23 protein-coding genes and 1 pseudogene are annotated in these 23,432 nt (G+C 61.9%); 22 read left to right on the plus strand and 2 right to left on the minus strand.

Annotated elements, in window-relative coordinates; genetic code table 11:
• The first annotated feature begins 664 nt into the window (after window positions 1–664).
• The 7 genes and pseudogenes from QEO92_RS30400 to QEO92_RS30430 all read left to right on the plus strand — a co-directional run bounded on the left by QEO92_RS30400 (window position 665) and on the right by QEO92_RS30430 (window position 7,875).
• Window positions 665–2,020 carry an ABC transporter substrate-binding protein gene (locus QEO92_RS30400; RefSeq protein ID WP_227705787.1) on the plus strand — a complete coding sequence of 452 codons (1,356 nt, stop codon included), beginning with the start codon at window positions 665–667 and terminating at the stop codon, window positions 2,018–2,020.
• Between the two features lie 60 nt (window positions 2,021–2,080).
• Window positions 2,081–3,403, plus strand: a complete 1,323-nt coding sequence (locus QEO92_RS30405; protein WP_227705788.1) for a carbohydrate ABC transporter permease — start codon at window positions 2,081–2,083, stop codon at window positions 3,401–3,403.
• Window positions 3,404–3,414: 11 nt separating this feature from the next.
• Entirely contained in the window at window positions 3,415–4,239 is an 825-nt protein-coding gene (locus QEO92_RS30410) for a carbohydrate ABC transporter permease (RefSeq protein ID WP_227705789.1), read from the plus strand.
• A complete protein-coding gene (locus QEO92_RS30415) occupies window positions 4,239–5,294 on the plus strand; it encodes an ABC transporter ATP-binding protein (protein WP_037145428.1) in 1,056 nt (351 codons plus the stop codon). Before QEO92_RS30410 ends, QEO92_RS30415 begins: the two co-directional genes overlap by 1 nt.
• Window positions 5,294–6,040 (plus strand): annotated as a pseudogene (locus QEO92_RS30420) (glycerophosphodiester phosphodiesterase); the annotation flags it as partial. The gene QEO92_RS30415 and the pseudogene QEO92_RS30420, both read left to right, overlap by 1 nt.
• Window positions 6,023–7,036 carry a LacI family DNA-binding transcriptional regulator gene (locus QEO92_RS30425; RefSeq protein ID WP_227705896.1) on the plus strand — a complete coding sequence of 338 codons (1,014 nt, stop codon included), beginning with the start codon at window positions 6,023–6,025 and terminating at the stop codon, window positions 7,034–7,036. The pseudogene QEO92_RS30420 and the gene QEO92_RS30425, both read left to right, overlap by 18 nt.
• Window positions 7,037–7,038: 2 nt before the next feature.
• Window positions 7,039–7,875 (plus strand): inositol monophosphatase family protein, encoded by an 837-nt coding sequence (locus tag QEO92_RS30430; protein WP_227705790.1) that lies wholly within the window; start codon window positions 7,039–7,041, stop codon window positions 7,873–7,875.
• On the opposite strand, the gene QEO92_RS30435 is transcribed toward QEO92_RS30430, so the two are convergent.
• The gene (locus QEO92_RS30435; protein WP_227705791.1) at window positions 7,876–8,172 is read right to left on the minus strand and encodes a DUF2218 domain-containing protein; all 297 of its coding nucleotides are present in this window, start codon (window positions 8,170–8,172) and stop codon (window positions 7,876–7,878) included.
• Between the two features lie 170 nt (window positions 8,173–8,342).
• Here QEO92_RS30435 and QEO92_RS30440 point away from each other — a divergent pair, with 170 nt between their 5' ends.
• The 7 genes from QEO92_RS30440 to QEO92_RS30470 all read left to right on the plus strand — a co-directional run bounded on the left by QEO92_RS30440 (window position 8,343) and on the right by QEO92_RS30470 (window position 13,795).
• Window positions 8,343–9,377 carry a LacI family DNA-binding transcriptional regulator gene (locus QEO92_RS30440; RefSeq protein ID WP_037145434.1) on the plus strand — a complete coding sequence of 345 codons (1,035 nt, stop codon included), beginning with the start codon at window positions 8,343–8,345 and terminating at the stop codon, window positions 9,375–9,377.
• Between the two features lie 111 nt (window positions 9,378–9,488).
• Window positions 9,489–10,157, plus strand: a complete 669-nt coding sequence (locus QEO92_RS30445; RefSeq protein ID WP_227705792.1) for an amino acid ABC transporter permease — start codon at window positions 9,489–9,491, stop codon at window positions 10,155–10,157.
• A 12-nt stretch (window positions 10,158–10,169) separates the two neighbouring features.
• The gene (locus QEO92_RS30450; RefSeq protein ID WP_081952674.1) at window positions 10,170–10,826 is read left to right on the plus strand and encodes an amino acid ABC transporter permease; all 657 of its coding nucleotides are present in this window, start codon (window positions 10,170–10,172) and stop codon (window positions 10,824–10,826) included.
• Window positions 10,827–10,877: 51 nt separating this feature from the next.
• Window positions 10,878–11,681: a transporter substrate-binding domain-containing protein gene (locus QEO92_RS30455; protein ID WP_227705793.1), complete on the plus strand. Its 804-nt coding sequence runs from the start codon at window positions 10,878–10,880 to the stop codon at window positions 11,679–11,681.
• Window positions 11,682–11,709: 28 nt separating this feature from the next.
• Window positions 11,710–12,489, plus strand: coding sequence for an amino acid ABC transporter ATP-binding protein (locus tag QEO92_RS30460; protein ID WP_052182570.1), 780 nt, complete (start codon window positions 11,710–11,712; stop codon window positions 12,487–12,489).
• Window positions 12,490–12,551: 62 nt separating this feature from the next.
• Window positions 12,552–13,457 (plus strand): 2-hydroxyacid dehydrogenase, encoded by a 906-nt coding sequence (locus tag QEO92_RS30465; RefSeq protein ID WP_227705897.1) that lies wholly within the window; start codon window positions 12,552–12,554, stop codon window positions 13,455–13,457.
• Between the two features lie 14 nt (window positions 13,458–13,471).
• Window positions 13,472–13,795 (plus strand): hypothetical protein, encoded by a 324-nt coding sequence (locus QEO92_RS30470; RefSeq protein WP_227705794.1) that lies wholly within the window; start codon window positions 13,472–13,474, stop codon window positions 13,793–13,795.
• A 69-nt stretch (window positions 13,796–13,864) separates the two neighbouring features.
• On the opposite strand, the gene kynA is transcribed toward QEO92_RS30470, so the two are convergent.
• Complete coding sequence (gene kynA, locus QEO92_RS30475; RefSeq protein ID WP_037145443.1) at window positions 13,865–14,704, minus strand: tryptophan 2,3-dioxygenase; 840 nt, start codon at window positions 14,702–14,704, stop codon at window positions 13,865–13,867.
• A 236-nt stretch (window positions 14,705–14,940) separates the two neighbouring features.
• Here kynA and QEO92_RS30480 point away from each other — a divergent pair, with 236 nt between their 5' ends.
• From QEO92_RS30480 to QEO92_RS30515, 8 genes are read left to right on the plus strand one after another with little or no spacing between them, the layout of a single operon-like run.
• Window positions 14,941–15,975, plus strand: a complete 1,035-nt coding sequence (locus QEO92_RS30480) for an ABC transporter substrate-binding protein (RefSeq protein WP_227705795.1) — start codon at window positions 14,941–14,943, stop codon at window positions 15,973–15,975.
• Window position 15,976: 1 nt separating this feature from the next.
• Window positions 15,977–16,837, plus strand: coding sequence for an ABC transporter permease (locus QEO92_RS30485; RefSeq protein ID WP_227705796.1), 861 nt, complete (start codon window positions 15,977–15,979; stop codon window positions 16,835–16,837).
• Window positions 16,834–17,625, plus strand: a complete 792-nt coding sequence (locus tag QEO92_RS30490; RefSeq protein WP_227705797.1) for an ABC transporter permease — start codon at window positions 16,834–16,836, stop codon at window positions 17,623–17,625. Before QEO92_RS30485 ends, QEO92_RS30490 begins: the two co-directional genes overlap by 4 nt.
• Window positions 17,626–17,633: 8 nt before the next feature.
• Window positions 17,634–18,701 (plus strand): ABC transporter ATP-binding protein, encoded by a 1,068-nt coding sequence (locus QEO92_RS30495; RefSeq protein WP_227705798.1) that lies wholly within the window; start codon window positions 17,634–17,636, stop codon window positions 18,699–18,701.
• Window positions 18,702–18,703: 2 nt separating this feature from the next.
• Window positions 18,704–19,651 (plus strand): N-carbamoyl-D-amino-acid hydrolase, encoded by a 948-nt coding sequence (locus tag QEO92_RS30500; RefSeq protein WP_227705799.1) that lies wholly within the window; start codon window positions 18,704–18,706, stop codon window positions 19,649–19,651.
• Window positions 19,652–19,673: 22 nt separating this feature from the next.
• Window positions 19,674–20,312: a helix-turn-helix domain-containing protein gene (locus tag QEO92_RS30505; protein WP_227705800.1), complete on the plus strand. Its 639-nt coding sequence runs from the start codon at window positions 19,674–19,676 to the stop codon at window positions 20,310–20,312.
• A complete protein-coding gene (locus QEO92_RS30510; RefSeq protein WP_227705801.1) occupies window positions 20,309–22,150 on the plus strand; it encodes an adenine deaminase in 1,842 nt (613 codons plus the stop codon). Before QEO92_RS30505 ends, QEO92_RS30510 begins: the two co-directional genes overlap by 4 nt.
• Window positions 22,151–22,160: 10 nt before the next feature.
• Window positions 22,161–23,345, plus strand: coding sequence for an alanine racemase (locus QEO92_RS30515; RefSeq protein ID WP_227705802.1), 1,185 nt, complete (start codon window positions 22,161–22,163; stop codon window positions 23,343–23,345).
• The last annotated feature ends 87 nt before the right edge of the window (window positions 23,346–23,432 follow it).

Consider the following 23,432-nt stretch of genomic DNA (forward strand, 5'->3'; position numbering starts at 1 on the left):
ACGCAGAATAACCATCCGGGGCAGAGCACCCCATGCCGTGCGCTGACGATGCCGGAGCCGCGAAACTGCAACATGTCCTCCTTCAGGCTTTTGCGGGGGACGCATCCGGCAGGCAAAAAAGAAATCCTCCTCTGATTTCAAGAGGAAGGTCACTTAGACAGCTCTGCTTCGTCCACGTCTGATTTCCGGCATTTATCCTGACGGTGTCATCGGGCAGGGAGCCGGGTCGCGAACCGGTTCATCCACGGGGAGATCCGGCGTCCGGTGATGGTCGTTCCACGGCAGGGGACGCGCCGTCAGGGCGCCAACCACCGGAAGACGAGGTTTCAATCCCGGAAACCGCGTCTCCGGAAAAGCCAAAGCGATCGGGCAGGCGGACGAGCCTGACATCAATATCACCTGATACCAACTGCCTGCCCATCCCACATGGACCGGGCCGCGGCGGAGTTTTCCTCCGCAGCGGGCATTCGTGCTGCGTGCAGATGGAGACAGCACAACTCCCCGAAGGAAATTTTGCACACGCGTACATTTTGTCATCCGGGTGTTATGAGGCGCCTCTAAACCGGCCTCGTTGTGACGATCTTCAGCGCTTCTTCAGACCCAGGGACGACCGGTCGCCTGGGGCCTGGGGAGGCAGCCAATTCACTCTTCGGGGAGTTAACCGATGACTGTTCTTCCGATCCTGAAATCCGCCACGCTCGCAGCCGTGCTGCTTGCTTCGACCGCTGTTTTCGCATCCGCCAGGGATGTCACCATCAAGGTATGGGCCGGTGGCACCGGGCCGACCGCCGACTACCGCATCGACAATATCAAAATGGCTGCCGATCTGATGCAGCGCGAGGCTGCCGTACGCGGCGAAGAGCTGAAGATCACCGTCGAGGGCCAGACATGGGCCGGCTGGGACGACTTCAAGCAGGCGGTGACACTGGCCGCCGAATCCAAGACCGCGCCGAACATCATCGTTTCCGGCCACGAGGACATCGGCACCTGGTCGAAATCCGGTCTGCTGCGTCCGGTCGAAGACTATGTCGATCTCGAAGCCTGGCCGCTCAGCCAGATCTATCCGAACCTGCTGGAGGTTGCGACTTTCGACGGCCGCCTGTGGGGCATCCCGCAGGACGCCGAGGCTCGCCCCTTCTTCTTCTCAAAGCCGCATCTGAAGGCGATCGGCTACACGGACGGACAGATCGAGGCCCGGCCGGCCAAGGTCGAGAGCGGCGAGTACACGCTCTACACCATGCTCGACGACGTGAAGAAAATGCAGGACCAGGGCGTCGTCGAAAAGGGCAAGGGCTTCATGCCGCGCCCGAGCAACGGTACCGACTACTGGCAGTTCTACCAGAGCTTCGGCGGCGAAATGACCGACAAGGACAGCGGCAAGCTGTTGCTCGACCGGCAGGCGCTGACGGACATGTACCAGTTCTTCGTCGATGCCGTCGACAAGGGCGTCGTGCCCTCGACCTATCTCGGCATGGCCTGGGACACCTGGCACGACGCCGTTGCCCACGACAAGGCGGGCGCCTGGCACGGCGGCACCTGGCACAAGGCGGAATGGGAAAGCAAGTGGGGCCTGAAGGACTTTTTCGGCCAGATCCAGTATAGCCTGATCCCCGCCGGCAACGAGCGCGGCCATGCCAATTCCGTCACTCATCCGCTCGTCTATCTGCTGTCGACTGCCGGAACGGACGACGATGCCGCGATTTCGGCCGAGCTGATCTCCATCGCCTCGGAGCCGCGCTTGAACGCTCTGCATGCAGTGAAATCCGGTCACCTCGCCATCGGCGAAGCGGAAGCCTCCGTGCCGCTCTACGCTAACGATCGTTGGGCGACGCTTGCCACCAAGGACTTGCTGCCGCACACGAATTCCATCCCGAACGATCCCGATTTCGGCCTCTACTGGAAGGCGATGTACAAGGGGCTCGAGGCCTCCTGGACGAAGACCTCCTCCGTCGCCGACGCGGTCAAGGCCGTCGAGACGGAAGTCCGCAACGCCCTCGGCGACAAGATCGTCATCCGCTAACCCGTCACCAGCCGGACAGGCCTCGTGCCAGTCCGGCTGGTCTTTCGCTTCCGGTGGTTCATGCGTTCTCCTCGGGTTTTCAAGATAAATCTTCTCGGCCTGGCCTTTCTGGCTCCGGCGCTGATCCTGCTGTTCGGCTTCTTCTTCCTGCCGGTGGTGCTGACCAGCGTGTTCGCCTTTACCAATATGAGCACCGCAACGGGGATCACCGGCGGCTCCTACATCGTCACCGGCAATCTCATCCGCTCGCTCGCAGAACAGGGTCTGGATCCGCTGACTGTCGATGCGCTGGGGCGATCCAGTTATGTGGTCGATCAGCAGGGCCTCGACAAGGCGCGAGCCGCCAAGGTCGATCCGAAGCTGCTTTCCGAGATCGAGGCCAGGCTGAAGGGCCGCATCTTTGCCAGTGCGGTCGAGTTCGAACGCGAGCTGAAGGGGTTGCCGTCCCGCCCGACGCGCGTGCGCGACCTGAAGGTCGCTGCCGGCGCGTTCGAACAGTCCGTGCTCAACATCCGCTACGAGAGCCGCAGCGACATCGAGGCCGCGCTGTCTGAGGTGCTGGATCATCCGTCCGGCGACGCGATCGGCCGGATTGCTGAGGCGAGCTATACCGGCTGGACCTGGACGACGGGTAACTTCATCAAGCTCGTTACCACCCCGGATACCTGGCGCATCGTCGTCAACACGGCCTTCTACGTGACGCTGACGCTGGCCTTCAATGTGCTGGTCGGCCTGTTCCTGGCTATCACGACATTTTATCTTCCGCCGGTGGGGGCTGGTTTTTTCAGCGTGCTGTGGCTTTTGCCGCGCATCACGCCGGTCGTCCTCTACGCCGTCCTGTGGAAATGGTTCACCTGGGATGGCGGCTTCGTCTTCAATATCGCCAGCGAGCTTGGCCTGCCCGCCTTCAACTACATGAAAGGATCGGTGCCCAGCGCCTGGACGGTCGTGATCCTCGCCAACGGGTTCATCGGCGCCTCCTTCGGGATGATCCTGTTTTCCGGGTCGCTGAAGGCCATTCCGGTGCAGCAACTATGGGCAAGCGAGGTGGACGGCGCCAGTCGCTGGCAGCAGATCCGCCATATCATCCTGCCTCAGATGCGCTGGCCGATCCTGTTCGTCACCAGCTATCAGACGCTGTCTCTGCTGTCTTCCTATCAGGAAATCTGGCTGACGACGAACGGTGGCCCGGGCAGCACCACGACGGTCTGGGCGCTGGAGGCCTTCAATACCGCGCTCAACAACTATACCGGCAACCTGCAATACGGCCTCGGCGCCGCCATGGCGCTGGCTCTGGTGACCGTCGGGCTGGTTCTTTCCATCGTCTACCTGCGTCTGTTCCGCTTTGACGACATGATGTCGAAGCCGAAGATCGAGTTCTAGGGGGCCGGGGCATGACACGCAATTTCGCCGCCTGGCCGATCATCCTCATTCTCCTGGTGCTCAGCCTGCCGCTCGTGGTGATGTATCTCTTCCTGGTCATCGATACATTCACCAATGCGCCGGTTGGCTCCATCCTGCCCAATGAATTTACGCTGCAGCACTGGCGCTTCCTGATCGACCCGACGATCACCGGCGATGTATGGAAACCGACGCTGACGACCTTTCTCTTCGCCATCAGCATGGTGGTGATTGTTGTCAGTGTTTCGGCGACCGCTGGTTATGCATTGTCACGGCTCGCTTTGCCGTTCCGGCGCTTCCTGCTCTCCGGCATCCTGGTCATGCATGCCTTCCCGTCGGTCACACTGATCATCGGCGTCTTCCTGGTCCTGCAGTTCGCCGGTCTCTACAATTCGTTGATCGGCGTCGTCCTGGTGAAATCCAGCCTCATGCTGCCTTTCGGCATCTGGATCATGAAAGGCTTCTACGATGCGGTTCCCTGGGAAATCGAAATGGCCGGCGTGCAGGACGGCGCCAGCCGCTTTACCGTCTGGCGGCGGCTGATCCTGCCACAGGTCAGGCCCGGGCTTCTGTCTCTGGCGATCTTCGCCTTCATCGATGGCTGGAGCGAATACATGCTGCCCCGCATTCTCGCACCTTCCAGCGATTTCGAGGTTTTGTCCGTGTATCTCAACACGGTGTCGGATCCGAATTCCAGTACCTACAACTTCAACATCTTCAAGTCGGTCGGGCTGTTCTACACGCTGCCAATCCTTGCGCTCTTCATCGTCTTCCAGAACCGGCTCATGAATATCTTCGGCGGAGGCACCAAAGGCTAATGCAGATCTCGATCCGCAATTTCACCAAGAAATTCGATGACACGCCCGTCATCGAAAATATGAACCTCACCGTCAACGGCGGGGAGATGCTGGCACTGCTCGGCCCGTCCGGCTGCGGCAAGTCCACCACGCTGTTTGCGATCTGCGGCATTCATCGCATCGACGGGGGACAGATCCTGTTCGGCGATCGCGACGTCAGCACCCTGCCGAGCCAGAAGCGGAATGTCGGCGTCGTGTTCCAGAACTACGCGCTCTATCCGCATATGACGGTTTATGAAAACATCGCGTTTCCGCTCACAGTCCGCAACGATCGGAAGGCGGACATCGACAAGGAAGTGCGGGCTATCGCCAAGCTGACCCACATCTCCGAACTGCTGGAGCGGCGTCCGGGCCAATTGTCGGGCGGCCAGCAGCAACGTGTGGCGCTCGCCCGCGCCCTGATCCGTCGCCCCGACGTGCTTCTCCTCGATGAACCGCTCGCCAATCTCGACGCGAAGCTGCGTCTCGAAATGCGTTCGGAAATCCGCCGCATCCAGCTGGAGACGGGCATTACCGCCGTTCTCGTCACCCACGACCAGGTGGAGGCCATGTCCATGTGCGATCGGATCGCCATCATGAAGGCGGGTGAGATCGTCCAGATCGCCACGCCATCGGAAATGTACAACGACCCGCGCACGGCCTTCGTCGCGGGGTTTCTCGGCAATCCGCCGATCTCCTTCCTCAAGGGCAGGGTGCAGCAGGGGGCTTTTGCGCTGGATGACGGTGGCCTGAAGCTGCCGCTCGCGGCCCTTTCCGGCATCCCGGATGGTACGGCACTGACGCTCGGCATCCGCCCCGAGCATTTCGGCATTGCCGGTGACGTGCCGATCGAAGGCAAGGTGACCTTTGCGGAAACGCAAGGCCGCGAAAACCTCTATGACGTCGTGCTGCCGGATGGTTCCGTGCTGCGCTCGATCCAGCCGGCGCGCAACGACGTGAGGCCCGGAGACAGCGTGCGCTGGAGCCTCGACAGCAAGGCGGCTCTCGTCTTCGCCGAAGACGGCCGGAGGCTCTGATCATGCGGGATTTCAGCGCCCTTTTCCACAAGTTCGACTGGCCGGAAAACAGGGGGAAATTGCCTTTCTGCATCGGCCATCGCGGTGCGAGCGGTCACGAGCGGGAAAACACACTCGCCGCCTTCCGCCGGGCTGCCGAACTCGGCGCCGAGATGTGGGAACTCGACACACAGATGACCGCCGACGGCGTCGTGGTCGTCTCCCATGACGATCATCTGGAACGCGTCTTCCAGAAGGACCTTCACATTTCGAAGATGACCTTCGGGGATCTGCGCGAAGCGATTCCCGACGTGCCGAGCTTCGAGGAAGTGGCAGCCCTCGGCCGCGAGACCGGCTGCGGGCTTTATATCGAACTCAAGCGACCGGGCACCGGCCCGCTCTGCTGGCGGCACCTGAAGGAGATGGGGCAGCGTTTCGCCTGCCTCGGTTCCTTCGATGTCGCCCAGGTGCGCGAGCTGCGCGACATGGGCTGCAACTATCCGCTCTCGGTACTCGTCCGCGTCGGAGTTGATCCGCATGCGCTCGGCGAGCAGTCCGGCGCCGATATCCTGCATCTCTGCTGGGAGCGCGCGAGCGACTCACCGCAGGAATTCGTCACCCGGGAACTGATCGAAAGAGCCTTCGCCGATGGTAAGGAACTGGTGCTCTGGCACGAGGAACGGCCGGATGTACTGAAGGACATCATGGCGCTGCCAGTCCTCGGCATCTGCACCGACCTGCCGGACCTGATGCGCCCGAAGGAAGGAAACGGCCTTTCCCGCGAGCCCCGCCGCGTCACGTCCTTTGACGTGGCGCGCGCGGCGGGCGTTTCCCGTGCCGCCGTGTCGCGCGCCTTCACACCCGATGCCAGCGTCTCGGAAAAGACCCGGCAGAAGGTCTATCAGGCGGCCAAGGAGCTCGGCTACCGGGTGAATTATCTCGCCCGCAGTCTGACCAACAAGCGGTCCGATTTCGTGGGCCTTGTCGCCGCGGGGCTCGACAACCCGTACCGTACCCAGCAGCTCGAACATCTGGCTCGCGCGCTGATCGCCCGCAACTATCGACCGATCCTGCTGCCGACCTCGAAGGAGGCCGATAGTGCGACCGTTATCGGGCAGTTGCTGCATTACTCCGTCTCCGGCGTCATCGTCACCTCCGACGCGCCGCCATCCCATATCTTCGAGGAATGTGCAGTCGAAGGCGTGCCGATCGTCCTGATCAACAAGGGTGAGGACTTCCCCTTCGTCGATCGAGTGGTTTCCGACGATCGTATGTCGGGTTACACGGCCGTCGATCATCTTATCGAAACCGGCGCGAAGAGGCTCGCCGTGATTGCCGGCAAGGCGGTCTCCTACTCATCGCGCCGTCGCGCCGAGGCTTTCCAGAGCCGCTGCACAGGCCTTGGAATCGAGGCGCCACTGATCCCGGTTGCGATCAACGATTACCGGCACGGCCACGAGGCGGCGGAAAAGCTGCTGGACATGGGCATAGACGGCGTCTTCTCCGTCAACGACTACATGGCCTGCGGCGTGCTCGACGGGCTCGCCAAGGCGGGCCGGGGCGACGGATCGGTCAAGGTCATCGGCCACGACGACATTCCCCAGGCAAGCTGGATTGCCTATGAGCTCACCACGTTCCAGCAGCCTTGCGACGTGCAGGCGGAACAGGTGATCGACCTGCTCACCAGCCGCATGTCCGAACCGGATGCCGTCGCGCGGGTGGAATTCACCCCCGTGACGCTGATCAAGAGAAGAAGTGCATAAAAATGTCATTGCAATTCGAGAGTTCATCTCTTCGGGCTCGATGCGAGGCGGCCGCCGCGATCGCGCGGCAGGTCGGCCAAGATACAGCTCGATTTCGGCAGGAGGCGCTGCCGGATGCGTTGGGGATCGAGAACAAGGGACCGCAGGATTTCGTGACGATCGCCGACCGCCGCTCGGAAGAGGCGATCCGCAACGCCCTGCTGGCGGTCTTTCCCGAGGATGCCTTCATGGGAGAGGAGGGGGGCGGTCAATCCGGCGAGAGGGGGACCTGGGTGGTCGATCCGATCGACGGCACGACGAATTTCATTCGCGGCTTCCGCCATTGGGGCGTGTCGATCGCCTTCGTTGCCGGCAGCGAGATCCTGATTGGCGCCATCTACGATGCAGCGCAGGACAAGGTGTTCCACGCGATCCGCGGGGAGGGCGCCTTCAAGGAAGGCCAGCCGATCGCAGCCGCGAAGACTGTGGACCCGGCCCAGGCAATCGCTGTCCTCGGCCACTCGCGCCGTACCGATTTTGAGGATTACATCTCCGTCTCGCGCCGGCTCTACGAGCGCGGCATCGATTACCGCCGAATGGGGGCGGCGGCGATCGGCCTCATCCGTGTCGCGGAAGGCATTTCGGACCTCTATTACGAGCGGCACCTCTCGGCCTGGGACATGCTGGCCGGCGCACTGATCGCAAAGGAAGCCGGCGCGACAGTCGCCGTGCCGCCGCTCGACCGGCTGCTTCACCGCGGCGGGCCGGTGGTCGCCTTTGCACCCGGTCTCGGGAACGAATTCTCCTTCCTGATCGAGATGGAAGGGCTTTCGGCGGCACAGCAGGACGGGCGAGCCTGATCAGGCGGCTATGGCCTGGTTCCAGACAAGTGGAGCCAGTTCTTCGCGAAACGCGAAGCGGACCAGATGGGATTCGATTACCTCTTTTGTCCGCGAGAGCTGCTCCTCGTCGGGCGCGGTGGCCGTCACCGTCAGGCTCGCGTCATCCGCATCGAGAATGCCCTTGCCCATCGCAAACGTGCATTCGCCGTGTGTCGGGGTAAAGCTTACCTCGATCTTGTGGGCGAAATGTTTGCAGAGCTGCTGGAGATATTTCGAACCCTGTTCGGTTTTCACGGCGGCAGTCGCCTGAAGCATTTGGATCTCCTTTACATGATTTTTCTTCTCCACTTATAGGCGGTGGCGTAGTGCCTGTCATCTCCTGAGCCGATCACGAAATCCGGATGGCTTGACCGGCGCTATCCCGAGGTCGGATTATAAGAAAAGAGCCCTATCCGGGTTCCCGTCACCTCTGCTAAGTGAAGTTCATGCCATCTGACGACCGAAAGAAAAGCCGTGTCACGCTTCTCGATGTGGCGCGGCATGCCAATGTCTCGCGCGCCACCGCTTCGCTCGTGATCCGCAAGAGCCCGCTGGTCGGGGCTGAAACGCGGGTACGCGTCGAAGCCGCGATGCGAGAGCTCGGCTATGTCTACAATATGGGGGCGGCGCGGCTTCGTGCGGAACGCAGCCACACGGTCGGCGTGGTCGTCCCGAATCTCACCAATCCGTTCTTTGCGGAACTCCTGTCCGGCATCGAGGCCGTGATCGATTCAGCCGGCATGGTCGTGATCCTGGCAAACAGCGGCGATCTTGTCGAACGGCAGGACATGGTCATGCGCCGCATGCGCGAACACGGCGTCGACGGCGTCATTCTCTGCCCGGCGGCGGATACTGCGCCGGAATTCGTCGAACGTGTCGGTGAATGGAACCTGCCGCTTGTGCAGGTGCTTCGTCATGTTTCGGAAGATGTCGATTATGCCGGGGTGGATTATGCCGCAGGCATGCGGCAGGCGGTGGATTACCTTGCGTCCCTCGGCCATCGCAAGATTGCCTTTGCTGTCCACGGGCCGGTCCATTCAGCCTATCTGGAGCGTATCGAAGGCTTCCGCGAGGCCATGGTCTCACGCGGTTTCGATCCGGGCATGATCATCCGGGTTCCATACCAGACGGCAAGAATTCCCGCTTCGGCTCACTTGCTCTTCGACAAGGGAGAAGAGCCGACGGCGGTCATCTGTTTCAACGACGTCGTGGCGCTCGGCCTGTCAGCCGGGCTTCACGACCTCGGGCGGGAAGTGGGTGAGAATTTTTCGCTGGTCGGTTTCGATGACGTGGCGGAAGCCGAGGTGATGCGTCCGCGCCTCACGTCCGTCTCCACCGGCCCGGTGACGATCGGTGAGAACGCCGCCCGGCTTCTGCTCGACCGTCTCATCGATCCGATGCTCCCACCCCGCAGGGTTGTGAAGGAAACGCAGCTTCATATCCGCCAGTCCTGTGCACCGCTTGCCGTTACCACCCTATAATAAACACCCACGGGTGGTTGACGCCCGTTGGAAAAGCTTTTAGATCGATCTAAATGAGCGTGCGCCACAGAGGAGCGGAGCCCGTTCGACAATGATTGGGGAGGTCCCAAGTTGTACAATTTCAACTTCGAGCCCGTGTTCGTGGGCTTCGATCAGCTCTTGCTCGGCGCCTGGCTGACGATCCAGCTCTCCTGCGCGGCGATGATTCTCGGCCTGATCGTCTCGGTTCTGTGTGCGGCCGGCAAGACTTCCGGGATTGCGCCGCTGCGCTGGCTGATCGATGCCTATATCGAGGTCATCCGCAACACGCCCTTCCTCGTGCAGATCTTCTTTATCTTCTTCGGCCTGCCATCGCTCGGCCTGCGCCTGACGCCGAACAGCGCGGCGCTTCTGGCGCTTGTCGTCAATTTCGGCGCCTACGGCACCGAGATCATTCGAGCCGGCATTGAATCGATCCAGAAAGGGCAGGTTGAGGCGGGCACGGCACTCGGTCTCTCCAAGCTGCAGATCTTCCGCTACATCATCATGAAGCCGGCGCTGCGCACCGTCTATCCCGCGCTGACCAGCCAGTTCATCTACCTGATGCTGACCTCCAGCGTCGTTTCGGCAATCTCGGCGGACGACCTCGCAGCCGCCGGCAACGACCTGCAATCGGCGACCTTCGCGAGCTTCGAGGTCTATATCGTCGTCACGCTGATCTATCTCGCCATGTCCGTCGGTTTCTCTGCGATCTTTTCGGCGATCGAGAAGGCCGCCTTCAAATATCCGTTGAGCCGGTAGGGGTAGGATATGCTGATCAGACCTTTCGGCTGGAACGAATTCTGGATCATCGTCATCGCGGCGCAATGGACGATCGCGCTCTCGGCGATCGCCTTTGCCGGCGGCGGAATCGGCGGCCTCGTTATCGCACTGGTGCGTGTCTCCGATTCCAAATGGCCGCGTCTCGTCGCAACGGGCTTCATCCGCGTTTTCCAGGGCACGCCGCTGCTGATGCAGCTTTTCCTGGTCTTCTTCGGGCTCAATATCTTTGGCCTCGGCATCAACCCTTGGGTTGCCGCTGCAATCGCCTTCACGCTGCATGCGAGTGCATTTCTGGGCGAAATCTGGCGCGGCTGCATCGAGGCAGTGCCGCCCGGACAACGGGAAGCGGCGACGGCGTTGGGCCTACGCTACTACAACCGCATGCGCTACATCATCCTGCCGCAGGCTTCCCGCATCGCGGTGGCGCCCACGGTCGGCTTCCTGGTGCAGCTCATCAAGGGCACATCGCTTGCGGCGATCATCGGCTTTACCGAGCTCACCCGCCAGGGTCAGATCATCAACAACGCGACCTTCAGTCCGTTCCTCGTGTTCGGGACGGTCGCCGCGGTCTATTTCGTGCTGTGCTGGCCGCTTTCGGTGCTCGCGCGGCGCATGGAAACCAGATTTTCCCGGGCGACGACACGCTGACGGGACCCGAGCCGGAGGGAGGAAGCCGGCATAACAGAAAGGGTAGGAAAAATGAACATTTCCAGACGCATGGTAGTGGCCGCGATCGGTGCGGGCCTGATGGTGGGCGCGATGGCCTCGACGGCCGCGGCGCAAACCGTCGAAAGCATCAAGGCTGCAGGAACGGTCAAGATCGGCATGCTGGTCGACTTCCCGCCCTTCGGCATCATGAACACCAGCAACGAGCCGGACGGTTATGACGCCGACGTTGCCAAGCTGCTCGCCAAGGAATGGGGCGTGAAGCTGCAGATCGTTCCGGTCACCGGCCCGAACCGCATCCCCTACCTGCAGAGCAACCAGGTCGACCTGCTCGTCGCCTCGCTCGGCATTACCGAAGAACGCGCCAAGAGCGTCGATTTCTCCGAGCCTTATGCCGGTATCTCGATCGGCGTCTTCGGAGCCAAGGACACTGCCGTTTCCAAGCCGGAGGACCTTTCCGGCAAGACGATCGGTGTTGCCCGCGCCTCGACGCAGGATACAGGGGTGACGAAGATCGCGCCAAAGGATGCCAAGATCCAGCGTTTCGATGACGACGCCAGCGCCGTGCAGGCCCTGCTGTCCGGTCAGGTGGAGTTGATCGGTGTGTCGAACGTCGTCGCCGCTCAGATCGAGGCTGCCGCTCCGGGCCGTTTCGAACAGAAGCTTCAGCTCAGCCAGCAGGTGCAGGGCATTGCGGTGCGCAAGGGCTCGGCTGAGCTGTTGACGGCTGTCAACACCTTCATCGACAAGGTCAAGGCCGATGGCGAACTCAGCAAGATTCACGAGAAATGGCTCGGCACGCCGCTGCCGGATTTCGTCGCCAACGCCAAGAAGTAAAAAGTAGGGATTGAAGGGAGTTCCTCGCATGAATGAGGTTACAGCAAACGCATCGGCCGCGGCCAGGCGGGGAGCTTCCGATCTGGCTGTGAGCATGGAAGGTGTCAACAAGTGGTATGGCGGCTTCCACGCGCTGAAGGATATCGAGCTTTCGGTCAACCGGGGTGAACGGATCGTCATCTGCGGCCCGTCCGGTTCCGGCAAGTCGACGCTCATCCGCTGCATCAATCAGCTCGAGACGATCCAGAAGGGTCGGATCGTCGTGGACGGTCACGATCTCACCGCCGGCGGCAAGAATGTCGATATCGTCCGCCAGGAGACCGGCATGGTCTTCCAGAGCTTCAATCTCTTCCCGCATATGACGGTTCTGGAAAACTGCACGCTGGCGCCGATGAAGGTGCGCGGCATTTCCCGCGCGGATGCGGAAAAGACCGCCCGCAAATACCTGGAACGGGTGCATATTCCGGAGCAGGCGGAGAAATATCCGGCCCAGCTTTCCGGCGGCCAGCAGCAGCGTGTGGCGATCGCCCGCGCGCTCTGCATGAACCCAAAGATCATGCTCTTCGATGAGCCCACCTCCGCGCTCGACCCGGAAATGGTCAAGGAAGTGCTCGACACGATGATCGACCTCGCGAAAGAGGGCATGACCATGCTCTGCGTCACGCACGAGATGGGTTTCGCCCGCCAGGTCGCCGACCGGGTGATCTTCATGGACCGCGGCGAAATCCTCGAAATGGGCACGCCGGACGAGTTCTTCGGCAACCCGAAGAACGAGCGTCTCAAGACCTTCCTCGGCCAGATTTCCTGAGCCGCAGCCATTCAAGATACGGAGTTCCGGACGTGAAACCAGATATCCTGCTCGTAGAACCGATGATGCAATTCATCGAGGATCAGCTCGACGCGGCCTACACGGTGCACCGGATGTACGATCCGGCACAGAAGGCGGCGCTGGAAGCGGCACTGCCGAAGATCCGCGCGGTCGCGACCGGCGGCGGCACCGGACTTTCCAACGATTGGATCGAGAAGCTGCCTTCGCTCGGCGTCATCGCCATCAACGGCGTCGGAACCGACAAGGTCGATCTGAAATTTGCCCGCAGCCGCAATATCGACGTGACCACGACGCCCGGCGTGCTGACCGACGATGTCGCCGATCTGGGCATCGCGCTGATGCTCGGCGTGCTGCGCCATATTGCCAGGGGTGACGCCTTCGTGCGCGAGGGAAAGTGGGGCAAGGAGGCTTTCCCGCTTGGCACAAGCCCGAAAGGCAAGCGGGTCGGCATTCTCGGCCTCGGCCAGATCGGCAAGGCCTTCGGCCGCCGCGCCGAAGCCTTCGGCATGGACGTGCGCTACTGGAACCGCTCAGCCGTCACTGACACGACCTGGAAATCCTGCGCCTCGCCGGTGGCGCTGGCGGAAGACAGCGACGTGCTCTGCGTCATCGTCGCGGCGAATGACGAGACCCAGAACATTGTCAATGCCGAGGTCCTGAAGGCTTTGGGACCGAAGGGTATTCTGATCAATATCGCGCGCGGCAGCGTTGTCGACGAGGACGCGCTGCTCGCAGCGCTGAACGATGGCACGATTGCCGCCGCCGGTCTCGACGTCTACCTCAATGAACCGCGTATTCGCGAAGACTTCTTCACAGCCCCGAATACCGTGCTGATGCCGCATCAGGGCAGCGCAACCTATGAGACGCGGGTCGCCATGGGCAATCTCGTGCTTGCCAATATCGCTGCCCACTTCGCCGGCGAAAAGCCGCCGACCACCGTGAACTGAGCCGGAGACATACGATGATCATCCGACAGGCCTTTTTTGAAGGCACGATCCATGCCGGCAAGGAAGAAGAGTTCAAGGCCTACGTCGCCGATAGGCTGATGCCGCTGTGGCTTTCCTTTCCCGGCGTGAGGGAGGTTCGCGTGCTCTACAATATCGAGCGGGACGAAGGAGCGCCGTCCTATCCCATGGTGCTATCCACCATGTATGACAGCCGCGAGGCGCTCGCTACCGCGCTCGAATCCCCGGTGCGCTATGAAAGCCGGGAAGTGACCAAGGGCCTGCTCGAAATGTTCGACGGCCGCATTCATCACCACGTTTTCGACCTCGCCCTGAACTGAACACCGGCGCGCCGCCTTCCACGCCGGTTATGAGGCAAGAGGAGGGAAGCCGCCTGAGGCGACCCTCGGTTACAAAACGGTACGCACCCGCCAGAGTTCGGGGAAAAGCTCCACCTCCAGCATCTTCTTCAGATAGTGGGTGCCGGATGTGCCGCCCGTCCCGCGCTTGAAACCGATCACACGCTCGACCGTGGTGACGTGGTTGAAGCGCCATCGGCGGAAATAATCCTCGAAGTCGACGAGCTTTTCCGCAAGCTCGTAGAGTTCCCAATATCGGCCGGGAGCGCTGTAGACCACCCTCCAGGCCTCCAGCACCTTCTGGTTCTCGCCGCGCGTCATGCGCCAGTCCGTGCGAGCCCCATCCTCGCCGATATCGAAACCGCGCCGGGCAAGCAGCATCAGCGCTTCGTCATAAAGGCTTGGCTGTGCGAGGATGCCTTCCAGCATGGCGATGATTTCCGGCCGGTGCGAATGCGGACCGAGCATTGCAAGGTTGCGGTTGCCGGCCAGGAATTCGATCGCGCGATACTGATAGGACTGGAAACCAGAGGATTTACCGAGCGAAGCGCGGAATTCGGTGTATTCGCTGGGCGTCATGGTGCGCAGCACGTCCCAGGCATTATTGAGCTGTTCGAAGATGCGGGCGACACGCGTGAGCATCTTGAAGGCCGGCTGAGGATCGTCGCCGCGGATCGCGGCGATTGCCGACGTGATCTCGTGGATTGCAAGCTTCATCCACAGCTCCGAAGTCTGGTGCTGGATGATGAAGAGCAGTTCGTCATGCGCCCCGGAAATCGGCTTCTGCGCATTGAGCACTTCCCCGAGGTGCAGATAGTCGGAATAGGACATCTGTTCGCGGAAGGACATTTCCGCGCCGTCCTCGACAGGATCGTAAGGTTTGGTGCTCATATGCGCGGCATCTCTTGTGTCTGGCGGTTCCAGGTCCCCTTGTGCCGGAGGTTTCGGCAAATATCCACCGCTTTGATCGACGGGCTGGGTCACTGCATTGACTAGTCATCTGACCATGCCGGCAAAACTGCCTATATTTTGGGCTGACATGGGGCTTGTATAAAAAATCACTCCATGTATGATTTTCCAAATCGAAAATTATTTTCCAAACCGATAACGAAGAGGGGTTGAGATAAATGTCATCGATGGTTTCCTTGATGCGTATGGCCGCATTTGTGACGGGCATCGCGCTGCCGGTTTTCGCCAACGCGCAGGAGAAGCTCGTCATCTCGGACTGGGGCTATGCCAATGATTTCCTCGTTCCGAAGGTCTACGAGCCTTTCGAAAAGGCCAACAATGTCAAGATCGTCATCGAGACGGGCGGGGCACCGGAGCGCCTGAACAAGGCCCGCATCCGCGGCGGTGTCGATATCATCTACCTGACCGACAAATTCTCCCAGATCGGCATCGACCAGGGGGCCTTCGACAAGATCGACGCCTCCAAACTCGCGAACTTCGATGAACTCTACGACGCCGCCAAGCACCCGCAGGGCGATTACGGCCCGGCTGTCACCTTTGGCCGCTATGGCATTGTCTACGACAAGACGCGCACCGCTACACCGATCACATCCTGGTGCGACCTGTGGCGGCCGGATTTCAAGGGCGCGATCGCCATGCCTGGCTTCAACACGACGGGCGGCCCGTCTGTCGTCATGATGGCCGCGAAATGCGCTGGCACCGATGCCTTCAACGACCCTGATGCAGCCTTCAAGAAGATGGCGGAGCTGAAGCCGAACATCGTCAAGACCTTCAGCTCCGGTTCGGAGCTCACCAACCTGCTCTCCACCGGCGAGGCCTTTATCGGACTCGCTCAGGACTATGCCTTCCCGGCGATCAAGGCCGCCAATGCGAATATCGGCTGGGCCGAGCTGAAGGAAGGCGACTTCGCCATGATGAACACGATCAACATTCCGGCCAATTCGAAGAACAAGGAGCTGGCGCTGAAGTTCATCGACTGGCAGCTCAGCAAGGACATCCAGCAGATCTCCTCGATTGCCCTCGGTGGCGGCCAGGGCCCCGTCAACAAGAATGTCGAACTGACGCCCGAACAGGCCTCGCGACTGGTTTATGGCGAAAAGGCGGTCACGAGCATGCAGACCAATCCGTATGAGAAGCTGCTCACGGTCAATGCCGACTGGGAAAGCCGCTGGAACACGGTGTTCGGGCAGTAATTTGTCACACAGTCCGTCAATCACCCGGCGTCTTGGCGCCATCGGGCCATGGGCGCTGGTTCTGCCGGCGTCCCTGGCACTGCTGCTGCTGCTCGTTCTTCCCGTCGCCGGCACGCTGATGGAGAGCTTCGGCAATCCGAAGGGGATCTGGGAGAATTACCGGCTCTTCTTTTCCAGCAGCTATAACCGCGCCGTTCTGATCCGCAGTTTCTGGATCGCGCTCCAGGCAACTGCCGTGTCGCTCGTCGCCGGCTTCTTCGGCGCCTACATGATCGCCAATTCCCGCCCGGGCCTGAAGCGGGTGCTGCTGATCGTCTCGGTCTTCCCGCTTCTGACCGGTGTCGTCGTGCGCTCCTTTTCCTGGATGGCGATCCTCGGCCGCAACGGCATCGTCAATACCGCGCTCATACAGCTTGGCCTGATCGACCAGCCTCTCAGCCTGCTTTTCACGCAGGGTGCGGTGATCGTGGGCCTCGCCTATCTCTTCACGCCGCTGATGATCCTGTCGCTTGTCGGCGTGCTCGAAACAATCGAGGACGACCTTTATCTCGCCGCCGAATCCCTTGGCGCCAGCCCTTTCGGCGTCTTCCGCCAGGTCACGCTGCCGCTGGCGGTGCCGGGCATGATCGTCGGCTCCGTGCTCGTTTTCACCGGCAGCCTCGCGACCTTCGTCACGCCGCGGCTTCTCGGCGGCGAGCAGCAGATGACGCTGGCGACGCTCCTTTACCAGAAGGCCATGATTTCCTTCGACTGGGAGGCGGCCAATACCATCGCCGCGATCATGATGGCCGTCACCATTCTCTGCGTTTTCCTGATGGGCTGGCTCGTCCGGCGCGCCACATCCGCGAGGGTTGCGCAATGAACCGCCGCAAGCTCCACCCGCTGATGCACCTCGCCGGCTGGCTGGTGATGCTGTTCCTCATCGGCCCCGTGGTAATCGTGCTCGGCACCTCGGTCAGCGACACCACCTATCTCGCCTTTCCGCCGAAAGGACTGACGCTGCGCTGGTTCGAAAACGTCTTCGCCCAGGACAGTTTTCTGTCGACCTTCGCCATCTCCATGCAGGTCGCGGCGGGCGGTACGCTGCTGGCGCTGATGCTCGGTCTTGCGGCGGCCTATGCGCTCGCCCGCTACCGCACCACGATCCCGGCCTGGTACGGCTCGGTCTTCTTCCTGCCCTTCTTCATCCCGGAAATCGTCTTCGGCTTTTCGCTTTTGAAAACCCTGATCGTGCTATTCGAGCTTCCGGTCATGCCGTCACTCATCCTCGGCCATGCAATCCTCTGCCTGCCCTATATGGTGCGGGTCATCGGCGCGAGCCTTGCAAGCTTCGACTTCTCGATCAAGGAGGCGGCCGTCAGCCTCGGCATGCATCCGGTGCGCGCCTTCTGGACGATCGTGCTGCCCAATATCCGCTCCGGCATGATTGCCGGCGTGGTGCTCGCCTTCATCACCTCGCTGAACGACATGGCGGTGGCACTGTTCCTGACGGGGCCTGGAATTTCGACGCTGCCGATCGAGGTCTTCACCTATGTCGAGCAGTTCTTCGACCCGACGGTCAGCGCGGTTTCGGTGCTTCTGATGGCGGTCACCACCATCGTCATGATCCTGATCGAGCGCAGCCTCGGGCTGTCCCAGACCATCAAATAGGAGCCGAAATGGCCGATCACGCCGTTACATTGGATAATGTCGTTGCCCATTATGGCCGCACCCAGGTCCTGCACGGACTGAACCTTTCCGTCGGCGAAGGCGAACTGGTCTCGCTGCTCGGCGCCAGCGGCTGCGGCAAGACGACGACGCTGAGGCTGCTCGCCGGCTTCATCCAGCCGACCAGCGGCGCCATCACCGTCGCCGGGCGCGACGTCACCGGCCTTCCTCCCCACAAGCGGGATGCCGGCATCGTCTTCCAGAACTATGCTCTGTTTCCGCATCTTACGGTCGCGGACAATGTCGGTTTCGGGCTCAAGCAGCGCAAGGTGCCGGTCGCCGAGCGCGAGGCTCGCGTCAAGGCCATGCTCGCTCGCGTCGGCCTTGCCGACTATGCCGACCGCTTGCCGGCCGCGTTATCAGGCGGCCAGCGTCAGCGCGTGGCGCTCGCTCGGGCACTGGCGATCGACCCACCGCTTCTGATGTTCGACGAGCCGCTCTCCAACCTCGATGCCAAGCTTCGGATCGACATGCGCGTCGAGATCCGCGAATTGCAGCGCGCCAACCGCCGCACCGCGATCTACGTCACCCATGACCAGGAAGAGGCCTTTTCGATCTCCGACCGCGTGGCAATCATGCATGCCGGCCGGATCGTCCAGCTCGACACGCCGGAAGTCCTCTACACCCGCCCGGTCAATGCCTTCGTGGCGCGTTTCGTCGGCTTCGACAATCTGCTGCCCATGACCGTGATCGCCCGCAACGGTGACGCCGTCACCGTGGAGACGGTCGGCGGCACGCGCCTGGCGCTATCGCAGGGTATGACCGGTCCGCTCCCCGATCGCTTCCTGGTCGGCGCCCGGCCGGAAGGGCTGGAAATCGTTTCCATGGGGCCGGAAACGATCCCGGGCAAGACGCATACGCGTTCCTATCTCGGCCGCGCCTACCAGTACAAGGTTGATACCGCGATGGGCGTACTCACCGCCAACGCGCCACTTGCCCACGACCACGGGCAGGACAGCGCCGTTGGTCTGAGGCTGAATTTCGAACATTGCTGCATCCTGCCGTACGAGGAGAACTGACCATGGCACGCTCGATGGTGGTCGCGGCCGCGCAGATGGGGCCGATCGCAAGACAGGACAGCCGTAAACAGGTCGTCGCGCGGTTGATCGCGCTTTTGCAGGAAGCGGCGGCCCGCGGCGCCGAACTGGTGGTCTTTCCCGAACTGACGCTGACGACCTTCTTTCCCCGCTGGCATCTGACCGATTCCGCCGAGATCGATGCCTTCTTCGAGCGCGAAATGCCCGGACCGGAAACGCTGCCGCTCTTCGAGGAGGCGAAACGCTTGCAAGTGGGCTTCTATCTCGGCTACGCGGAGCTTGCCGTCGAAGAGGGCAGGACCCGTCGCTACAATACTGCCATCCTCGTCGACCGGGCCGGTGCGATCGTCGGCAAGTATCGCAAGGTCCATTTGCCGGGCTGGGACAGGCCGCAGCCGGACCTTCAAGCCCAGCATCTTGAAAAATACTATTTCGAGCCCGGCAATTACGGCTTCCGCGTCTGGAAAACCATGGGCGCGACGATCGGCATGTGCATCTGCAACGACCGGCGCTGGCCCGAGACCTACCGGGTGATGGCGCTGAAAGGTGCCGAGATGATCCTGGTCGGCTACAATACGCCTGACGACCATACCGGCAGTTTCGATTTCGACAGCCTGACGCTGTTCCACAATCAGTTGTCCCTGCAGGCGGGCGCCTACCAGAACTCAACCTGGGTCGTCGCGACCGCCAAGGCGGGACTGGAGGAGGGCTCGAACCTGATCGGCCAGTCGATGATTGTCGCACCGTCCGGCCAGATCGCGGCGATGGCGACTTCCACGGAGGATGAAGTTGTCGTGGCAAAGTGCAATCTCGATATGGCAACGCTCTACCGCAAGACGATCTTCGATTTCGCACGCCATCGCGAGCCGGACCATTATCGCCTGATCGTCGAAACCAGGGGGCCGATTGCGGGCGCAGAGAACGAGACTTGAAAACGGGAGGGAGGAACCCGGAATGAATGATCCAGGACAACACACGGCGCCGACAACCGACGATGCAGCCGCCGTCGCGCGTATTCTGTCGGACCTCAGGAAGGCGAACAGCTGGACGCTGTCCGAGGTTTCCAGGCGAACCGGCGTCTCCATCTCGACGCTGTCCAAGATCGAAAACGGCCAGAGCCGTCCCGCCTACAGCGTGCTCACTCGGCTCGCTTCCGGCCTCGACATCGATTTTGCCGACCTGCTCGGCGGAGAGCCGCCGCAGGCGCGCTTTTCCGGCGCCGCCCGCGCCATCACGCGCGCGGGCAGGGGCAAGCATTTCGGCAGCGAGATGGGGCTTTACGAAATGCTGGCGACCGATCTCGCTGCCAAGTCACTGCAGCCGATGGTCATCGATATCCAGCCGCGTGACGACGACAGTCCGAGCGTCAGGAGCGCCCACTCCGGCGAAGAATTCGTCTATGTGCTTGAAGGCGATGTCGTTTTCGAGATGAATCCTTATGCGCCCGTTGTGCTCGCAGCCGGCGATTCCGCCTATTTCGACGCGGCGATGGATCACGGTTTCTATGCGGTCGGCCCGAAACCCGGCCGCATCCTCTCCATCTGTTTTGCCGGTTCGGCACCGAAGCCGACGGAAAGCCTGGAAGCAAAATGATAAACGCGAAATCCGAAGTCCTTATCCGCCAGAAGCTGACGCTCGTCGCCCTCGGCAAGGCCCCCGCCGATCGCATCCTGCGCGTCGGCAGGCTGCTCGATACGGCAACCCGCACCTGGGCCGAGAACCAGGAAATCGTCATCAAGGGTGATGGCATTGCCTATGTCGGTCCGGCCGGTTCCTGGCCGGGAACCGCCGATGCCATCGTGGACCGACCGTCGCTGATGGCCATCCCAGGGCTCGGCGAAGTGCATAAGCATATCGAAAGCTCGCACCTGACGCCCGAATGGGAGGCGGCCCTGGTGATGCCGCGCGGCAATACGTGGACATGCGAGGCAAGCCACGAATTTTCCAATGTGCGCGGCTCCCGCACGCTCGAGTTCTGGATGGCTGCGCGCCAGCACGGCTCGCCGCTCAAGATCTTTCCTCTGCCCGGCTCGGCGGTGCCGCCGACAGCCTATGAACATGGCGGCGGCTGGTTCGGCTATGACGAACAAAAGGCTTTCCTGAAAGACAGCCTGATGGTCGCCGGGTTGGACGAGGTCATGGACTGGCCGGCCGTGTGGAACCCCGAAAACGCATCGCATGCGCGGCTGTGGGGCATGATCGAGGCAACCTTCGAAGCCCGAGGTGTGGTCGAGGGCCATGCCGCCGGGCTGAGGGACTTGCCGACCATCAACGCTTTCGCGGCCGCCGGTCTCGCCTCCGATCACGAGGCATGGACCGCCGAGGAGTTCTGGGACAAGCTCTCCCACGGGCTCTTCATGGAACTTCGTCCGCATTCCATGCCTGACGTCATCAAGGGCCTGCTTCAACGCGGCCTTTCCGACTGGTCACAGATCGCCTTTGCCACCGACGACCGCAGCGCTTCCGAAACCCTGCAGAAGGGCGCGACCGACTATAATGTCCGCCTCGCCATCCAGTCCGGCCTTGCACCGGAAATCGCCATCCAGTGTGTCACCATCAACCCGGCACGGCACATGCGCCTGACCCCCTGGGTCGGTTCGATCGCTCCGGGCCGTTTCGCCGATATCGTGCTGCTCTCGGACCTCGAGAACTTCGAGATCGCCGAAGTCTGGGCCGACGGCTGGCAGGTCTCCGAGGGCAAGCGTTACATCCTCGACGTGCCACAGATCGACTGGCCGGAATGGGCACGCAATACGGTGCAGATCGGTGGCGAGCTCACGGCCGCGGATTTCGCGATCGAGGCGCCCGCCGGCCGCACCACGATGATGGCGGCTGTCTTGCGGCCCTTCCATTGGGAAGACAGTTTCCTCACCTACGAACTGCCGGTAGATGGGGGGAGGGTTCAGCGCGATACGGACCGAAACATCACCAAGTTCGCCATCGTCGACCGCTTTTCGGGTAAAAAATCGCTGTCGAAAATGTTCTGGGCAGGAACCGGGCCGCGCACGCCCGATTGCGCGCTGGCAAGTTCTCTCGCCCATGACAAGCACAATGTCTGGTGCGTCGGCTCCTCCGACGAGGCCATGGCGATGGCCGTCAATGCGCTTGCCGAAATCGGCGGCGGCTGGGCCCTCGTGCGGGACAACAAGGTCGTCGCCACGGTGCGCTACGAAGTGGCCGGGCTGATGTCGTCCCGTTCGGCAGAAGACCTGGACGCCGACATGCAGCGTCTCTATGCCGAGGGCGACAAGATCGACTGGATGTTCGAGCCCTCGTCCTCGCCGCGTTGGTGGGCAGGCTTTCCCGAGCGGCTGGCCTTCGCCACGCTTACCTGCGCGCCCTGGCGCTGGGTACTGGTGGCGCCTTCCGACGACGTGCCGCAAGGTCTTGTCAATGTCGCCACCGGCGAAACCCATCCGATTGTCTGGTGAGGAGGGCGCCATGCACGACCCATTGAATGTCTCAGCCGATGGGACACGGAAAGCCTTTGCCGGGGCTGAAGACCTGCAAACACCCTGCGTCGTGGTCGATGAACCGCGGCTCGACGCCAATATCGCCCGCATGCAGTCGATCGTTGGTAGCCGGGTGGAACTGCATCCGCATATCAAGACGCACAAATCGGTGGCGATCGCCCGACGACAGCTTGCGGCCGGAGCCCGCGGCATCACTGCCTCTCATGCCGCCGAAGCCGCCGTTTTCATCCGGGCGGGCATTTCGCCGGTCACCGTCGCCTATCCGATGATCACGCCGGGGCAAGTCGCGGGCCTCCTGAAGCTCGCGGCCGATCGCGATGCGGAATTGCGCTTCATCGTGGATAGCAGCTTCGGGCTTGATGTCCTGGAACAGGCCGCGGTCGAGACGGGCAGGGCAGGCGGCGTGTTCCTCAAGATCGACGTCGGCCTGCATCGCTGCGGCGTCGATCCGAAGAGCTCCGAAAGCCTCGTGCTGGCGGACAGATTGGCACGCTCGAGATATCGCTTCATGGGACTGCTCTCCCATGCCGGACACGCCTATGGCGCCGGCAATCCGGACGGCGTCCGCAAGGCGGCGGCTGACGAACGCGAGACGCTGCTGCGCTTCCGCGAGGCCTTGCGTGGCAGGGGGATCGACGTGCCGCGCATCTCGATCGGCAGTACCCCGACGATGCTTTGCAATGACGGCTTCGAGGGCATCGACGAAGCCCGGCCCGGCAATTATATCTTCCTCGATCTCACGGCCGTCAGGCTCGGAATCGCCACGCGCTCGGAGATTGCGCTGGCGGTCGCAACAACGATCATTTCGGCCAATCGCGACTTCTATATCATCGATGCCGGCTCGAAGACGCTGAGTTCCGATCTCGGTCCCCACAGCGTCGGTACCGGCACTGCCTTTGGGGAAGCCTGGTCGGATGAGCTCGAAACACCGTTGATCGTCACGCGGCTCTCCGAAGAGCACGGCATGGTCGCGCGCGGCGCGACCGATCTTGCGATCGGTGACCGGCTGCTCATCTATCCGAACCACTCCTGCGTCGTCGTCAATCTGGCTGCCGGCCTGCACCTTGTCGGCGGCGGAGAACAGCGTCGGCTGGCCATTGATGCCGCCGATAACCGCATACGCGCACAGGGCGAAGGCGAAGATCGGGATTAGCGTTCGAGATCTGTCCGGACAGAACGGCAGACCATTTCGATAAGGCGGCGCAGGCGCTGGTTCAGAGTGGAGAGGTGGAGGTTCGGC

The sequence above is a fragment of the Neorhizobium petrolearium genome, from assembly GCF_029854435.1.
Lineage (GTDB): Bacteria > Pseudomonadota > Alphaproteobacteria > Rhizobiales > Rhizobiaceae > Neorhizobium > Neorhizobium petrolearium.

Bases quoted from the DNA above. Each gene is read 5' to 3' on its own strand.
- QEO92_RS30400 (WP_227705787.1), top strand. From the start codon at position 665: ATGACTGTTCTTCCGATCCTGAAATCCGCCACGCTCGCAGCCGTGCTG.
- QEO92_RS30405 (WP_227705788.1), top strand. From the start codon at position 2,081: ATGCGTTCTCCTCGGGTTTTCAAGATAAATCTTCTCGGCCTGGCCTTT.
- QEO92_RS30410 (WP_227705789.1), top strand. From the start codon at position 3,415: ATGACACGCAATTTCGCCGCCTGGCCGATCATCCTCATTCTCCTGGTG.
- QEO92_RS30415 (WP_037145428.1), top strand. From the start codon at position 4,239: ATGCAGATCTCGATCCGCAATTTCACCAAGAAATTCGATGACACGCCC.
- QEO92_RS30425 (WP_227705896.1), top strand. From the start codon at position 6,023: ATGCGCCCGAAGGAAGGAAACGGCCTTTCCCGCGAGCCCCGCCGCGTC.
- QEO92_RS30430 (WP_227705790.1), top strand. From the start codon at position 7,039: ATGTCATTGCAATTCGAGAGTTCATCTCTTCGGGCTCGATGCGAGGCG.
- QEO92_RS30435 (WP_227705791.1), bottom strand. From the start codon at position 8,172: ATGCTTCAGGCGACTGCCGCCGTGAAAACCGAACAGGGTTCGAAATAT.
- QEO92_RS30440 (WP_037145434.1), top strand. From the start codon at position 8,343: ATGCCATCTGACGACCGAAAGAAAAGCCGTGTCACGCTTCTCGATGTG.
- QEO92_RS30455 (WP_227705793.1), top strand. From the start codon at position 10,878: ATGAACATTTCCAGACGCATGGTAGTGGCCGCGATCGGTGCGGGCCTG.
- QEO92_RS30460 (WP_052182570.1), top strand. From the start codon at position 11,710: ATGAATGAGGTTACAGCAAACGCATCGGCCGCGGCCAGGCGGGGAGCT.
- QEO92_RS30465 (WP_227705897.1), top strand. From the start codon at position 12,552: ATGATGCAATTCATCGAGGATCAGCTCGACGCGGCCTACACGGTGCAC.
- QEO92_RS30470 (WP_227705794.1), top strand. From the start codon at position 13,472: ATGATCATCCGACAGGCCTTTTTTGAAGGCACGATCCATGCCGGCAAG.
- kynA (WP_037145443.1), bottom strand. From the start codon at position 14,704: ATGAGCACCAAACCTTACGATCCTGTCGAGGACGGCGCGGAAATGTCC.
- QEO92_RS30480 (WP_227705795.1), top strand. From the start codon at position 14,941: ATGTCATCGATGGTTTCCTTGATGCGTATGGCCGCATTTGTGACGGGC.
- QEO92_RS30490 (WP_227705797.1), top strand. From the start codon at position 16,834: ATGAACCGCCGCAAGCTCCACCCGCTGATGCACCTCGCCGGCTGGCTG.
- QEO92_RS30495 (WP_227705798.1), top strand. From the start codon at position 17,634: ATGGCCGATCACGCCGTTACATTGGATAATGTCGTTGCCCATTATGGC.
- QEO92_RS30500 (WP_227705799.1), top strand. From the start codon at position 18,704: ATGGCACGCTCGATGGTGGTCGCGGCCGCGCAGATGGGGCCGATCGCA.
- QEO92_RS30505 (WP_227705800.1), top strand. From the start codon at position 19,674: ATGAATGATCCAGGACAACACACGGCGCCGACAACCGACGATGCAGCC.
- QEO92_RS30510 (WP_227705801.1), top strand. From the start codon at position 20,309: ATGATAAACGCGAAATCCGAAGTCCTTATCCGCCAGAAGCTGACGCTC.
- QEO92_RS30515 (WP_227705802.1), top strand. From the start codon at position 22,161: ATGCACGACCCATTGAATGTCTCAGCCGATGGGACACGGAAAGCCTTT.